The organism is Achromobacter sp. CF-sbj1-Ac2-l, from assembly GCF_052698165.1.
This window is the reverse complement of record NZ_CP199855.1, coordinates 5,256,834-5,270,826: the sequence shown is the minus strand read 5'-3', so window position 1 is coordinate 5,270,826 and position 13,993 is coordinate 5,256,834. Positions and strand designations below refer to the sequence as shown.

The window sequence follows — 13,993 nt, the reverse complement described above, 5'->3', positions numbered from 1 at the left end:
AGTGGCGGCCTGCACGCCAATGCCTCACACCGCGGCGAAGTCCGTCGAGCGCGCCAGGGCCTGCCAGGTCTCGGTTTCGCGGGCAACGTAGGCCAGCTTCTCGGCGATGGCGGCCAGGGTGTCGCTGCCCAGCGGCAGGCGCAGCGGCGGTTCGGCGGCGTTGGCCAGTTCGACCATGGCCGCGGCGAGCCGGACGGGATCGCCAGGCTGCTGGTGGTTCAGATCGACGGCTCTCCTGCGCACCTGGCCTGACGTGGCCGCATAGTCGGCGATCTCGCCCGGGGCCACGACCAGCGATGTGGTGTCCAGGAAGTCGGTGCGGAAATAGCCGGGCTCGACCACGGTGGCGTGGATGCCCAGCGGCGCGAGCTCGTCATGCAAGGCCTCGGTCAGTCCCTCCACGGCGAATTTGGTCGAGCAGTAAGCGCCGAAGCCGGCCCCCGAGCGGAAGCCGCCGATGGACGAGATATTGATGACGTGGCCGGCGCGGCGTTCGCGCATGGCGGGCAGCGCCGCGCGGGTCACGTTGAGCAGGCCGAAGACGTTGGTGTCATACATGCGGCGCACGTCGGCGTCGCTCGATTCTTCCACCGCGCCCAACAGGCCGAAGCCGGCGTTGTTGACGAGCACGTCGATGCGGCCGAAGGCCTGCAGCGCGGCGGCGACCGCGGCCTGCGCCTGTTCGGGGCGGGTCACGTCCAGCGCGACCGCCCGCAGGCCGGGCGCCTGGCCCAGGCGTTCCGTGATGGCGGCGGGGTTGCGGCCGGCGGCGACCACGGCGTTGCCGTCGGCCAGGGCGGCTTCGGCGATCAGCGCGCCCAAGCCGCGCGAGGCGCCGGTGATGAACCAGACTTTCTTGAAATCCGTCGGGGTGTTCATGCGTTTCTCCAATCAGGGGGAAGGGGTGAACGCATGGTAGAGAGCGGTGGGTGTTCCGAATAGACGCTATTCAATAGAATGATAATCAACGTTTATTTGCTAATTGGCCGCTCCGACCGGCTGGGGGATCCGCCATGAACGAAGTCCGCGCCCTGACCATTTTCGTGCGCACCGCGATGCTCGGCAGCCTGCGCAAGGCCGCCGTGGACCAGGGTATTTCGCCACAGGCGGCGAGCCACGCGGTGATGCAACTGGAGAAATCGCTGGGCGTGCAACTGCTGCGTCGGACCACGCGCAAGCTGAGCCTGACCGAAGAGGGACGGCGGCTGCTCGACAACGCCAGCCCGGCCCTGGGCCTGCTGTCGGCGGCGCTGGCGGACGCGCGGCGCGCCAGCGACGAGATCAGCGGTCCGCTGCGCATCAGCGCGCCGCGGGCGTTGATCCACTGCATGCTGTGGCAGTACGTGCTGGCGTTCGCGCGGGAATATCCCGGCGTGCAGCTCGATGTGCATTTCGATGATCGCCTCACCGATCTGGTCGGCGACCGGGCCGACGTGGGCTTTCGCGGCGGCTCGCTGCCGGCGGCAGGCACGGTGGCGCGACGGCTGGTGCCGATCCAGTTGCTGGTCTGCGCAGCGCCCGACTACCTGGCGCGCCACGGCGCGCCGACGAATATCGATGACCTGGCGCGACATCGGTGCACGGGCTTTGTCCACGCCAACACGGGCAAGCTGGCGCCGTGGGCGTTCCAGGTCGATGGCGAGCAGGTCTACCGCGAGATCACGCCGGCGCTTTGCATGAACGACATCGACGCCGAGGCCCAGACCGTGCTGGCGGGCGAGGCCATCGGCCAGTTGGGCAGTTTCACGGCGGTGCCGCACATCCGCGCCGGCCGGCTGGTGCCGCTGTTGCTGCGGCACGCGGTGGATCTCGAGGGCATCTATCTGTACTACGGTCGCCGCACCGAACAGCCGCTGCGGGTGCGGACGTTCGTGGATTTCATGGTCAGGCGGCTGGAAGGGAACCGGCAGTTCTTCCTGGGGCCCGACGAGCTGCGATAGAGCGGGGTCGGCGGGCTCAAGTCCGCCGCAGGTCGTCTTCCAGCATCGCCAGCACACCGATGATCAGCGCCTGCATGCCCTGATCGAGTTCCGCTTCCATCTCGGCTTCCTCGGCCGCGCGCGCCGCGTCTACCACCGGTTCCAAGCCAGCCACCGAATACACCGTGTCGGCGACCGCCATGCAATGGAACGCCACGGTCGCCAGCAGCATGCGCGCCTGTTCCCGGGAAATGCCGTAGGCGTGGGCGATGTGGCGCTGGTGCCCCTCGATCTTGGCGATCATGGATGGCGTGGCTGCCAGCCGCCGGATCACATAAGGCGTCACGCCCGGATGCGCCTTGACGAACTCGCGCACCGACGCGGTGAACACCGTCAGGTATTCCTTCAGGCCGCCACGGTCGCTGCTGCTCGCTTGCGGGATCTGCCAGCGCTTGAAGATCTCCTCGGCGATCAGGCGTTTGAGCTCCTCAAGGCTCGGCACGTGCTTGTAGAGCGCCATGTGGCTGACGCCCAGCGCCGCGGCGACGCCGACGAAGGTGAGGTTGGGCAAGCCCATCGCAATGCCGGCGTCGGCGATCCGCTCCAGGGTGATGGTGGGCGGGCGGCCCCGCGCCGGGCGGCGCTCTGACGGGTTCATGTCTGGTCCTCGATGGTGACGGCCTATCCGTCACTTTAACCTGCCCGCAATTATTTAGTTTATTGGTATGCAACTAATTCAGGATTTAGTTTATAGTCATGCAAATAATTATCACCACCATCTGGGTAGTCCGATTTCATGAGCACGTCCGTAGTCGCCGCGGCCAGACCTGGCCCGCTCAGGCAAGTGTTGTCTCCGATACGCGGGCAACTGATCGCCGCGGCGGTACTGGCGTCGCTGGGCACCATGCTCACGTTGGTGCCGCTGGCGGGCGTGACGCACATCGCCCAACTGCTGCTGGCGGGCCTCGATGCGGTGGATGCCTCCCAGGCGTCGCGGCGGGCCGAACTCTGGTGGGTGGCGGGGGCCAGCGTGGCCAGCCTGTTCACCGGCATGGCGCTGGTGTCCGCCGGCGAGCTGACCGCGCATCTGGCCGATAACCGCATTACGCATCACCTGCGCCTGGCCGTGGCGCGGCGGCTGGCGCAGGCGCCGCTGGGCTGGTTCACCGGCCGGGCGTCGGGCGAGGTCAAGCAGGCGATGCAGGACGACATCGCCACGCTGCACAGCCTGACCGCGCATTTCTACACGGCAGTGGGCCGCGCGGCGGGCGCCATCGGGCTGTCGGTCATCTACCTGTTCGCGCTGGACTGGCGCATGGCGCTGGCGGCGTTGCTGCCGTTTCCGGGGTTCTTCCTGTTCCTGCGCCGCGCCATGAAGGCCGGCGGCGCCGAGATGCAGACCTTCATCACCCGACTCGAGCGACTGAACGGCGCGACCGTCGAGTTCGTCGGCGGGATGCCGGTGGTGAAGGCGTTCAGCGCCAGCGGCAAGGCGCATCGCGGCTACCACGAGGCCGTGGACGGACTCGCCGAGGCCTTCAGCCGTTTCACCCGACCGCTTGTGGCGGCGATGGCCCACGCGCACGCCATGATCGCCCCGGTCACGGTGCTGGGGGTGGCGCTGGCCAGCGGCGCCCTGTTTGTCGGCCTGGGCTGGATCGCGCCGGTGGAGGTGTTGCCGTTCGCGCTGGTGGCGCCGGGCATTTGCGCGCCGGTGTTGCTGCTGCATACGCTGCTGCACGACCTGGGCAGCGCCACGGCCGCCGCGCAGCGCGTGCTGGCATTGCTGGAGACGCCAGTGCTGGCGGCGCCGGCGCCCGGCCACGGCGCGACGCCGGCGGGCCACGAGGTGCGCTTCGAGAACGTGGCCTATGCCTATGACGGAAAGCGCCAGGCGTTGTCGGGCATCAGCTTCACGCTGGAGCCGGGCACCGTGACGGCCATCGTTGGCGCCTCGGGCGCGGGCAAGTCGACGCTGGCGCGGCTGCTGCTGCGCTTCTTCGACCCGACCGCGGGGCGCATCACACTGGGCGGAGTGGATCTGCGGCAGATCGAGACCGGGCAACTGTACCGGCGCGTCGGGTTCGTGCTGCAGGAAGTGCGGCTGATCCACGCCAGCGTGCATGACAACATCGCGCTGGGCCGGCCGGCGGCCAGCCGCCACGAGGTGGAGGCGGCCGCGCGCGCCGCCAACATCCATGAACGCATCCTGGCGCTGCCGCGCGGCTATGACTCGATGGTCGGCGAGGACGCCCAACTGTCGGGCGGGGAGCGCCAGCGCGTGAGCATCGCGCGCGCCGTGTTGCTCGACGCGCCGGTGCTGGTGTGCGACGAAGCCACGGCGGCGGCCGATGCCGGCAACGAGGTGGCGATCCAGGAGGCGCTGTCGCGTTTCGCGCAAGGGCGCACGCTGATGGTGATCGCCCATCGGCTGGATACGGTGATGCACGCCGACCGCATTCTGGTCCTGGAGGACGGGGCCATCGTCGAGCAGGGCCGGCACGACGCGCTGCTGGCGTTGGACGGCCGTTATGCCCGGCTGTGGTCGATGGGCGGCTATGACAAGGCGGCGGAACCGGCGGGGGCGTCATGCTGAAGACGTTCCTGTTGTTGCTGGGCAATGAGGCGTCCGTGCTGCGGCGCTATGCCGGGATGGCTGTCGCCTATGGCGTGCTGTGCGGGCTGGCCATCGCCTCGCTGGTCCCGGTGCTGATCCATCTGCTCGACGGCGACGTGCGGCGGGTGGCGCCTTGGCTGGCGCTGCTCGCGGGCGAGGTGGCGGTTTGCTGGCTGTTGCGGCGCCAGGTGGAGCGGGCGGGCGTGCGCGTGGGGGTGGCCATCCTGCAAAGCGGCCGCCACCGTCTGGGCGAGCACGTGGCGCGGCTGCCGGTGGGATGGTTCACGCCGGCGAACACGGCGCGTCTGGGGCATGTGGTCACGCAGGGCATGATGGCCGTGGCGCAGCTTCCCGCGCACGTGTTCACGCCGGTGCTCACCGGAATCGTGACGCCGATGGTGCTGGTCGTGGCGCTGTTCGCGCAGCACTGGTTGCTGGGTGTGATCGCGCTGCTGGCGCTGCCGTTGCTGGCCGGCGTCCTGGCATTGACGGCCGCCATGTCGCGTCGGGCGGACGGCGCTTTCCATCGCAGTTTTGCCGAGGCCAGCCAGCGCGTGGTGGAGTTCGCCCAGGCGCAGTCCGTGCTGCGCGCGTTCAATGGCGACGGCGGCGGCTTGCGCTTGCTGGAGCAGGCGGTCGATCGCCAGCGCCAGGCCGGCGCGCGGTTGATCTGGTTATCGGCGGGGGCGGCCGTCCTGAATGCCTGGGCCGCGCAGGCGGCATTCGCCGCCATGCTGATGGCGGCGGTGTGGTGGGCCAACGATCTCGCCGGCGGCCCGTTGGCGCCTGGCGCGGTCGCGTCGGTCATTGTCTCGTTGGTGCTGGCGGCCCGCTACGTCGACGCGCTGCTGGAAGTGGCGGGGTATGGCGAAGTGCTGCGCGGCGCGCGCGGCCAGCTCGACGCCATCGCGGCGCTGTTCGCGGTGCGGCCGCTGCCGGAGCCCGAGACGCCGCGGGCGCCGCGCGATGGCGCGATTGAACTTCGCGAGGTGGACTTCCGCTATGCGCCGGAGGAACCGGACGTGCTGCGCGGGGTGACGCTGCGTATCGCGCCGGGCAGCATGGTCGCCCTGATCGGCGAGTCCGGTTCCGGCAAGACCACGCTGGCGCGGCTGATCGCCCGCTTCTTCGACGTGACCGCGGGCAGCGTCAGCGTGGGCGGCGTGGATGTGAGACAGATCGCCAGCGCGCGCCTGGCCGGCCATATCCGCCAGATCTTCCAGGACAACTATCTGTTTTCGGGCAGCATCGCCGACAACATCCGCGTCGGCAAACCGGACGCCAGCGACGCCGAGGTCATGGAGGCCGCGCGGCAGTCGGGGGTGGCCGGAATCGCCGAGCGCCTGCCGCAAGGCCTGGACACGATGGTGGGCGAGGGCGGCGCGCGCCTGTCGGGGGGCGAGCGCCAGCGTGTCGCCATCGCCCGCGCACTGATCCGCCCAGCGCCGATCCTGCTGGTGGACGAGGCAACCGCGGCGCTGGATGCGCAGAATCAGAACGTCGTCACCGAGGCGCTGGCGCGGCTGCGCGGTCGTTGCACGCTGGTAGTGATTGCCCATCAATTGTCCACGGTGGCGATGGCCGACCAGATCGTGGTGCTGGAAGCGGGCCGCATCGTCGAGCAGGGAGCGCCCGCGTCGCTGCGCGCGAGCCAGGGGCGCTATGCGCGATTCCTGGCGCAGCGCCGGTCCGCCAAGGGCTGGCGCATCGCCGCCGCGGCGCTGGACGAGGTGGGCGACTGATGCGCGCGGGGCTGGTCGGCGTGTTCATCGCGCTGTGCGGCGCGTCACTGCTGGTGGGCGCGAGGCAGATGGCGTGGTCGCAGGCGTTGTCGCTGTCGGGCGACGCCTGGCTGACGCTGACGGCGAGCCGGCTGCCGCGCCTGGCGGCGCTGGTGCTGACGGGCGTGGGGCTGTCGGTTTGCGGAGTGATCCTGCAACACGTGGTGCGCAACAAGTTCGTCGAGCCCGCCACCTCGGGCGGGCTGGACGCCGCCAAGTTCGGCATCCTGGTATCGCTGACGCTGGCGCCCGGCGCCGGCGCGACCGTACGGATGCTCTTCGCGCTGGCGTTCTGCCTGGCCGCCAGCCTGCTCTTCGTGGCGATCGTGCGCCGGGTGAAGTTCAAGAACACCGTGCTGGTGCCGGTGATCGGCCTGATGTACGGCGGCGTGCTGAGCGCGCTGGCCGAGTTCCATGCGTATCGTCACAACATCCTGCAGAGTATGCAAGGGTGGATGCTGGGCGATTTTTCCCGGATCGTGCAGGGGAACTACGAGATCATCTACCTGATCCTGCCGATCGTCGCGCTGACGTATCTGTATGCGCACCGTTTCACTGTGCTGGGCATGGGAGAGGGCATGGCGTCGAGCCTGGGGCTGAACTATGGCGCCACCGTGGCGCTGGGGCTGATGCTGGTGGCCGTGACGGTGTCCGCCACGGTCATCACGGTCGGCGCGATTCCCTTCGTCGGCCTGGTGGTGCCGAATCTGGTGGCGCTGCATTACGGCGATAGCCTGAGCCGCACCCTGCCGGTGGTGGCGCTGGGCGGCGCGTCGCTGCTGCTGGCATGCGACGTGCTCGGGCGCCTGCTGATCCACCCGTTCGAAGTGCCCATCGGCCTGACCGCGGGCGGGTTGGGCGGCCTGCTGTTCCTGGCGCTGATCTTCTGGAAACATCGATGACGCGCCTGGCTTCGCGGCACCTGGCCTGGATGCTTGTCATCGCCCTGGCGCTGGCGTTCCTGTTCCTGGGCGCCGACTTCGATTTCGACTACGTCATCCCCAAGCGGCTGGCGCGGCTGGCGGCCATGCTGATCGGCGGCGTGGCCATCGCCTGGTCGTCGATCGTGTTCCAGACGCTGACGGGCAATCGCATCCTGACGCCGGCCGTCATGGGCTACGAGGCGGTCTACCTGTTGCTGCAATCGCTGCTGGTGCTGGGGCTGGGCGCGCAGAGCCTGGTGCTGTTGGGGGCGCACGGCAACTTCTTCCTGTCCGTGGCGGTGATGCTGGGCTATTCGTGGCTGATCCATCGCGGGCTGTTCAGCCAGCGGCGGCAGAACGTCCATTTCCTGTTGTTGGCGGGGCTGGTGCTGACGATGGTGATCGGCACCTTCACGCAGTTCGCGCAGCTCAAGACCAGCCCCGGCGAGTTCTCGATCCTGATGGGTTTTTCGCAGGCGTCGTTCAACAAGATCGAGCCGGCGCAGTTGCTGGTGTCAGGGCTGCTGGTGGCGGGCGTGTGCCTGGCGGGCCTGAAGACTCTTCCGACACTGGACGTGATGTCGCTGGGGCGGGATCAGGCGATGTCGCTGGGCGTGGATTATCCGCGCCAGGTGCGGAGGAATCTGGCGCGGATCGCCACGCTGGTCGCGGTGTCGACCAGCCTGCTGGGGCCCACGGCGTTCATGGGCATCTTCGTCGCCAACATGGCCTATGCCCTGGCGCGCACGCGCCGGCATCGGGTCACCCTGCCCGCCGGCTGCGCCATTGCGATCGGCCTGTTCCTGCTGGCCCAGTTGGCGGTGGAGCATCTCTTCAACTACCGGACCACCGTCGGCATCCTGGTCAACCTGGCGTGCGGCGCGTGGTTCCTCGCGCTGATGGCGCGGGCGCGGGGCACAGCATGATTACCGTCAAGCATCTTTCCAGGCACTATGGCGCGCGCGCCGTGTTGTCCGACGTCAGCGCGCAGTTTCCGGCGGGGCGGCTGACCTCGCTGATCGGCCCCAATGGCGCGGGCAAGACGACCCTGTTGATGATGATTGCGCGGCTGCTGGCGCCGACCCGGGGCGAGATACTGATTGAAGGCCGCGACGTGTCGGACATCCGCGTCGGCGACTACGCCCGGCGCGTGGCCACGCTGCGCCAGTCTCCCGATTTCAACCTGCGCCTGACGGTCGAGGAGCTGGTCGCGTTCGGCCGTTTCCCCTACAGCCGGGGGGCGCTGACGCCTGCGGACCGGCGCGTGATCGACGAGGCCATCGCGTTCCTGTCGCTGCAGCCGCTGCGCCAGGCCTATCTCGACGAACTGAGCGGCGGGCAGCGGCAGATGGCGTTCCTGGCCATGACCATCGCCCAGCAGACCGACTGCCTGCTGCTCGACGAGCCGCTGAACAACCTCGACATCAAGCACGCCGTGCAGATCATGCGGGCGCTGCGCCGCCTGTGCGACAGGCACGGCCGCACCGTCATCCTGGTGGTGCACGACATCAACTTCGCGGCCAGTTATTCCGACCACGTCGTCGCCATGAAAGACGGCGCCGTGCATTGCGCCGGCACGGTGGCGCAGGTCGTGACCGAGGACCGCTTGCGGGAACTGTATGGGCTGGATTTCGAGATCACGCACGGCGCGCGCGGCCGCCTGTGCAACTACTTCAACCCATCGGGAGAATTGACATGAACGGCAAGCACAGGACCTGGGCGTTTGCCCTGCTGGTGGCCGCCGCGATCGCGGTGCAGGGCTGCGGCCAGGAAACGGCGCCAGCGCCCAATGGGGCGCAACCGTCGCCGTCGTCCGGCGCGGCGGCGCCGCCGGCCTATGCCGCCATCACGGTGCGGCACAAGCTCGGCGTCACCGTCATCGACAGGCAGCCCGAGCGCGTGGTGGCGCTGGATATGAACGAGGTCGACTTCCTGGACCTGCTGGGCGTGCCCGTGGCCGGCATGCCCAAGGACTTCGTGCCGCACTTCCTGGCCAGGTACCGGGACGCGCCGCACGTGCGGGACACGGGCGCGATCGTGCAACCCAACCTGGAGCGGGTGCACGCGGCCAGGCCCGACCTGATCCTGATCACGTCCCTGCAGGCCAGCCACTACAAGGAGCTGAGCCAGATCGCGCCGACGATCCATTTCGACGTGGATTACCGCGACAGCCAGGTCAATCACATCGAGGTCGTCAAGGACCACCTGCTGACGCTGGGACGGATCTTCGGCAAGGAAGACCTGGCGCGCCAGCAGGCGGCCGGGCTGGACGAGAAGGTCCAGCAGGCCCGGCGCCTGATCCAGGACCGCCCCGAGAAGGCGCTGATCGTGCTGCACAACAACGGCGCTTTCACGTCCTTCGGCCCGCAGTCGCGCTACGGATTCGTCTTCGACGCGCTAGGCGTGAAGCCGGCCGGCCCGATGGCGGAGGCCGGCCTGCATGGCCAGCCGATCTCCAGCGAATTCATCCAGCAGGCAAATCCCGACGTGATCTACGTGGTGGATCGCACCGCCGTGATGGAACGCCGGCCCGCGCTGACCGCCGGGACGCTGGGCAACCCGTTGCTGCGCGCGACATCCGCCTGGAAGCACGGCCGCGTGGTCTTTGCCGACGCCGAGGCCTGGTATGTCACGGCCGCCAGCGTGAATTCGCTGCGGATCGTGATCGACGACGTGATGAAGGGTTACCGGGACTGACCCGGTCGACCGGCGCTTCGGCGCTAACGGTTTTATTGATTAACGATTCCCATTCTCTTCATTGTTTTCATTCTTGATTATGAAGCCGATGAAGGGCAAGCCACGCTCAACCGAACGGAGCATTCCATGAGCACACGTCGCCATCGCGGCCGCGCCGCGCGTCCCGCATCGCATGCCGCGCACGCCAGGACCGCCTTTTCCCTCAACGGCCTGACCGCGGCCCTGTTCGGCCTGACGGCCGGCGCCGCCCTGATCGCGGCCTCCTCCGCGCAGGCGCAGCAGGCCGCCGATAACCGAACCCGCGTCAGCGAGACGGCGTCGCAGGCGCAACCGGACCAGGCCGTCGCCGGGGTCAGGACGCTGCCGGTGGTACGGGTCACGGGGCAGTCCGAGGAGCCCGCCTCGCCCTATGCCGGCGGCCAGGTCACTTACGGCGGTCGTGCCGGCTTCCTGGGCGAACGGGACTTCATGAGCACGCCGTTCTCGGTCATCAGCTATACCGACAAGTACATCCAGGACCTGCAGGCCCAGGACATCACCGACGTGATCGCCCGGACCGACCCGTCGGTGTTCAGCAACGGCGTCACCGGCGCCTGGAGCGAGAATTACTCGATCCGCGGTTTCAGCTCCAGCACCACCGATATCTCCTTCGGCGGGCTGTTCGGCATGGCGCCGTACTATCGCACCACGCCGGAAATGTTCGAGCGCATCGAGGTGCTGAAGGGGCCGTCGGCCCTGCTCAACGGCATGCCGCCGGGCGGCTCGGTGGGGGGCACGGTCAACCTGGTGCCCAAGCGCGCCGGCGATGAGCCATTGACGCGCCTGACCGCGACCTACATGTCGGACGCGCAGTTTGGCGGCCACCTGGACATGGGACGCCGTTTCGGCGAGGACAAGCAGTTCGGCATCCGCTTCAACGGCGTCTATCGCGACGGCGCCGGCGCGATCAAGGACCAGGACAAGAAGGCGCAACTGGCCGCCGTGGGGCTGGACTGGCGCAGCGAGCGCGTGCGCGTGTCGGCGGATCTGTACGACAGCGACGAGCGCGTGGACGGCGTGACCCGCGGCATCAACCTGGCGCCGGGCGTGGCCGTGCCCAAGCCGCCCAAGGCCGATACCTTGCTGAACCCCGACTGGGCGTATGTGCACAACCGCGATCGCGGCGCGATGGTGCGCGGCGAAGTCGACGTCAGCGACAACCTGATGGCATACGCCGCGATCGGCGCCAGCCGGTCCGAATACACCTATAACGGCGCCATCTCGGCCCAGGTGCTAAATGCCGCGGGCGATCTGCGCACCACCATCGGCCAATTGAACATGCGCATCAGGAAGACCACCGGGGAGGCCGGCGTCAAAGGCACGCTGCAGACGGGCGGCATCAAGCATCAGTGGGTGCTGAACGCCACCTACTACACCGATACCGAACGCGACTACGGCCGCCGCTCGGTGCCGGGCGCGGACTGGACCACCAATATCTACAAGCCGGTCTGGGGGCCGGAGGTCAGTGGCGTCTGGCCGGCGATCCTGCATACCGAAACGCGCCTGATCAGCTACGGCCTGGCGGACACGTTGTCGTTCGCCGAGGACCGGCTGCAGTTGACGCTGGGCGCGCGTCGCCAGGAAGTGCGTTCGGACACCTTCAATGTCGCCACGGGCGCGCGCACCAGCCGCTATGACGCCAGCGCGACCACGCCGGCGGCGGCGATTCTGTTCAAGGCCACCGACAATGTCTCGCTCTACGCCAACTACATCGAGGGGCTGAGCAAGGGGCAGACGGCGCCAGCCACCGCCGCCAACGCCGGCGAGCTTTTCGCGCCCTACAAGACCAAGCAGAAGGAGGCCGGCATCAAGGTCGATTTCGGTGACTTCACCCATACCCTCGGCGTGTTCGAGATCACGCGGCCGAGCAGCTACACCAATCCCGTCACCAATGTGTTTTCGTTCGGCGGCGAACAGCGCAACCGCGGCGTGGAGTGGGGCTTCTTCGGCGAACCGCTGCGCGGCGTGCGCCTGATGGGCGGCGTGGCGTACATCGATCCGAAGGTCACGAAGGCCGCGCTGGCCGTCAACGAGGGCAGGCAGGCGACCGGCGTGCCCAAGCTGCAAGGCAAGCTGGGCATCGAGTGGGATGTGCCGGCCGTGCAAGGGCTGACGCTGACCGCCAACGCGACCGCCGTGTCCAAGCAATACATCAGCGCGGACAATTCGCTGTCGGTGCCCGGCCGCGCCACCTATGACGTCGGCGCGCGTTACGCCACCAGGGTGGCCGACCGCCCGCTCACCCTGCGGGCCAGCGTCAACAACCTGACCAACAAGACATATTGGGGCATGCCGCAGTTGTCGAGCCTGGCGCTGGGCGCGCCGCGCACCTTCATGCTGTCGGCATCGATGGACTTCTGACGATGGCGAGCCGCCGGCCCGCGGCGGCGTTGCGGGCCGGTATCGCCTATTGGCAACGCTGCGGCACTTTGCGCAGGGACTCCGTGTAGCCCAGCGCGGCGACGCGGTCGGCCAACTGCGCGTAGGCGTCATCGCTCAGGCATGGCGTGCGCGCCATGATCCACACGTAATCGCGCTTGGAGCGGCCGATGATGGTGGTCTGGTAGGCGTCGTCCAGGTAGGCGATGACGTATTCCGCCTGGATCGGCCAGATGAACTGCATGCCCCAGACCGCGTTGCCGGTGCCCGGCCGCACCGTGGCCACCGGGTGCATGGTGCTGACCTCGGCGTCGAAACTGCCCTTGCGGTAACGGAAATCGGTCTGGATCCGGCCGTCCGGCAGCGGCCGGTAGCTTTCGACGGCATCGTAGGCGTTGCGTTCGGGCCAACTGGGGATGTGCGCGATGACGTACCAGTCGCCCATGAAGCGCGGCAGATCGACATGGGCCACGGGCGGCATGGGCGCGGGCCCGGCGCAGCCCGCCAGCAGGCCCATCGCGGCAACACACAGGGCGCGCAACATGGCGGTCTCCTCAGGGACGGGTGAACCGGTAGTGGGCGACGCCCCATTGCTGGCCGTGGTCGTAGCCGAACAATTCGGCGCAGGCCATCCAGAACATGCGCCAGCGCTGATGCCACAGCGGCGCCAGCTGCGGGCCATAGGCCTGTTCCAGCACCGCCCGGGCCTGCGCGGCGCGGGCGTCCTGGTTGGCCAGCCAGTGGTTGGCCGTGCGCGCGTAGTGCGTGCCATCGAGAAACCACTTTTCCTGCAGTTGCAGGTCGCGCTGGAAATGCAGCAGCGTGTCGGCCGCCGGCATGATGCCGCCGGTGAAAAAGTGGCGTCCCATCCAGTTGCCGGCGCCTTCGGTCTCGAACGGATAGGCGCGCTCGCGGTGCGCGAAGATGTGCACGAACAGCTTGCCGCCGGGCCGCAGCCATTGGCCGATGCGCGCCAGCAGGTCCTGGTAGTTGCGCATGTGCTCGAACATTTCCACCGAGACGCAGCGGTCGTAGGCGGCGCCGGGCAACGACAGCGCGTTGACGTCGCAGGTGATGACCCGCACGTGCTCCCAGCCGCGTTCGCGGCAGCGCGCCTCGATATGCTGGCGCTGGGTGGCCGAGTTGGACACGGCGGTGATGCGGGCGTTGGGAAACTGTTCGGCCATCCACAGGGTCAGCGAACCCCAGCCGCACCCCAGCTCCAGGATGTCCTGGCCGTCGGCCAGCTCGGCGCGCTCGCCATACAGGCGCAGCATGGCGGCTTCGGCCTGGTCCAGCGTTTCGGCGCCGGTCGGGTACAGGCAGCCGGAATATTTCATGCGGGCGCCCAGGCAGAGCTGGAAGAACGCGGTGGGCAGCTCGTAGTGCTGCGCGTTGGCGGCGTCGGTGTGGATGGCCACCGGGCTGTTGCGCAGGCGCGCGATCAGGGCCTGGTCGCGGGCGGTCCAGGCCTCGATGCCGCCGGCGTACTCGGCCGTCAGGCGTTCGGCGCACAGGCGCCGGATGCCCAGGCGCAGCAGCGCGTCGGGCACCAGGCCGCGTTCGGCCAGGCCGAGCAGGCCGGGCGCGGGGCGGTCGGTGGCGAGCGGGAGGTCGTTCAGGCTGGCGGTCGTCATG

At 68.6% G+C, this 13,993-nt stretch carries 12 protein-coding genes; 8 read left to right on the top strand and 4 right to left on the bottom strand.

Features of this window, described 5'->3' with window-relative positions; genetic code table 11:
- Positions 1 to 24: 24 nt before the first annotated feature.
- Positions 25 to 879: an oxidoreductase gene (locus ACUDCK_RS24205; protein ID WP_175167102.1), complete on the bottom strand. Its 855-nt coding sequence runs from the start codon at positions 877 to 879 to the stop codon at positions 25 to 27.
- A 134-nt stretch (positions 880 to 1,013) separates the two neighbouring features.
- Here ACUDCK_RS24205 and ACUDCK_RS24200 point away from each other — a divergent pair, with 134 nt between their 5' ends.
- Complete coding sequence (locus tag ACUDCK_RS24200) at positions 1,014 to 1,940, top strand: LysR family transcriptional regulator (protein ID WP_054500738.1); 927 nt, start codon at positions 1,014 to 1,016, stop codon at positions 1,938 to 1,940.
- A 16-nt stretch (positions 1,941 to 1,956) separates the two neighbouring features.
- Here the strand turns inward: ACUDCK_RS24200 and ACUDCK_RS24195 are convergent, their stop codons facing one another.
- Positions 1,957 to 2,577: a TetR/AcrR family transcriptional regulator gene (locus ACUDCK_RS24195; RefSeq protein ID WP_054500739.1), complete on the bottom strand. Its 621-nt coding sequence runs from the start codon at positions 2,575 to 2,577 to the stop codon at positions 1,957 to 1,959.
- Positions 2,578 to 2,715: 138 nt separating this feature from the next.
- Here ACUDCK_RS24195 and ACUDCK_RS24190 point away from each other — a divergent pair, with 138 nt between their 5' ends.
- The 7 genes from ACUDCK_RS24190 to ACUDCK_RS24160 all read left to right on the top strand — a co-directional run bounded on the left by ACUDCK_RS24190 (position 2,716) and on the right by ACUDCK_RS24160 (position 12,337).
- A complete protein-coding gene (locus ACUDCK_RS24190; protein ID WP_054500740.1) occupies positions 2,716 to 4,515 on the top strand; it encodes an ABC transporter ATP-binding protein in 1,800 nt (599 codons plus the stop codon).
- Entirely contained in the window at positions 4,509 to 6,278 is a 1,770-nt protein-coding gene (locus tag ACUDCK_RS24185; protein ID WP_175167103.1) for an ABC transporter ATP-binding protein, read from the top strand. The genes ACUDCK_RS24190 and ACUDCK_RS24185 overlap by 7 nt, the downstream gene beginning before the upstream one ends.
- A complete protein-coding gene (locus ACUDCK_RS24180) occupies positions 6,278 to 7,219 on the top strand; it encodes an ABC transporter permease (RefSeq protein WP_175142667.1) in 942 nt (313 codons plus the stop codon). Before ACUDCK_RS24185 ends, ACUDCK_RS24180 begins: the two co-directional genes overlap by 1 nt.
- Positions 7,216 to 8,166 carry an iron chelate uptake ABC transporter family permease subunit gene (locus ACUDCK_RS24175; protein ID WP_175167104.1) on the top strand — a complete coding sequence of 317 codons (951 nt, stop codon included), beginning with the start codon at positions 7,216 to 7,218 and terminating at the stop codon, positions 8,164 to 8,166. Before ACUDCK_RS24180 ends, ACUDCK_RS24175 begins: the two co-directional genes overlap by 4 nt.
- A complete protein-coding gene (locus tag ACUDCK_RS24170; protein WP_175167105.1) occupies positions 8,163 to 8,939 on the top strand; it encodes an iron ABC transporter ATP-binding protein in 777 nt (258 codons plus the stop codon). The genes ACUDCK_RS24175 and ACUDCK_RS24170 overlap by 4 nt, the downstream gene beginning before the upstream one ends.
- Positions 8,936 to 9,937: a siderophore ABC transporter substrate-binding protein gene (locus ACUDCK_RS24165; RefSeq protein ID WP_054500745.1), complete on the top strand. Its 1,002-nt coding sequence runs from the start codon at positions 8,936 to 8,938 to the stop codon at positions 9,935 to 9,937. The genes ACUDCK_RS24170 and ACUDCK_RS24165 overlap by 4 nt, the downstream gene beginning before the upstream one ends.
- A gap of 126 nt (positions 9,938 to 10,063) precedes the next feature.
- Positions 10,064 to 12,337, top strand: coding sequence for a TonB-dependent receptor (locus ACUDCK_RS24160; protein ID WP_175167106.1), 2,274 nt, complete (start codon positions 10,064 to 10,066; stop codon positions 12,335 to 12,337).
- 46 nt (positions 12,338 to 12,383) lie between these two features.
- Here ACUDCK_RS24160 and ACUDCK_RS24155 read toward each other — a convergent pair whose 3' ends face one another.
- Positions 12,384 to 12,899, bottom strand: a complete 516-nt coding sequence (locus ACUDCK_RS24155) for a lipocalin family protein (protein ID WP_175167107.1) — start codon at positions 12,897 to 12,899, stop codon at positions 12,384 to 12,386.
- Between the two features lie 10 nt (positions 12,900 to 12,909).
- Positions 12,910 to 13,992 (bottom strand): SAM-dependent methyltransferase, encoded by a 1,083-nt coding sequence (locus ACUDCK_RS24150; protein ID WP_175167108.1) that lies wholly within the window; start codon positions 13,990 to 13,992, stop codon positions 12,910 to 12,912.
- Position 13,993 lies beyond the last annotated feature (1 nt).

Coding starts and splice junctions, on each gene's coding strand:
- ACUDCK_RS24205 (WP_175167102.1), bottom strand. CDS start 879: ATGAACACCCCGACGGATTTCAAGAAAGTCTGGTTCATCACCGGCGCC.
- ACUDCK_RS24200 (WP_054500738.1), top strand. CDS start 1,014: ATGAACGAAGTCCGCGCCCTGACCATTTTCGTGCGCACCGCGATGCTC.
- ACUDCK_RS24195 (WP_054500739.1), bottom strand. CDS start 2,577: ATGAACCCGTCAGAGCGCCGCCCGGCGCGGGGCCGCCCGCCCACCATC.
- ACUDCK_RS24190 (WP_054500740.1), top strand. CDS start 2,716: ATGAGCACGTCCGTAGTCGCCGCGGCCAGACCTGGCCCGCTCAGGCAA.
- ACUDCK_RS24185 (WP_175167103.1), top strand. CDS start 4,509: ATGCTGAAGACGTTCCTGTTGTTGCTGGGCAATGAGGCGTCCGTGCTG.
- ACUDCK_RS24180 (WP_175142667.1), top strand. CDS start 6,278: ATGCGCGCGGGGCTGGTCGGCGTGTTCATCGCGCTGTGCGGCGCGTCA.
- ACUDCK_RS24175 (WP_175167104.1), top strand. CDS start 7,216: ATGACGCGCCTGGCTTCGCGGCACCTGGCCTGGATGCTTGTCATCGCC.
- ACUDCK_RS24170 (WP_175167105.1), top strand. CDS start 8,163: ATGATTACCGTCAAGCATCTTTCCAGGCACTATGGCGCGCGCGCCGTG.
- ACUDCK_RS24165 (WP_054500745.1), top strand. CDS start 8,936: ATGAACGGCAAGCACAGGACCTGGGCGTTTGCCCTGCTGGTGGCCGCC.
- ACUDCK_RS24160 (WP_175167106.1), top strand. CDS start 10,064: ATGAGCACACGTCGCCATCGCGGCCGCGCCGCGCGTCCCGCATCGCAT.
- ACUDCK_RS24155 (WP_175167107.1), bottom strand. CDS start 12,899: ATGTTGCGCGCCCTGTGTGTTGCCGCGATGGGCCTGCTGGCGGGCTGC.
- ACUDCK_RS24150 (WP_175167108.1), bottom strand. CDS start 13,992: ATGACGACCGCCAGCCTGAACGACCTCCCGCTCGCCACCGACCGCCCC.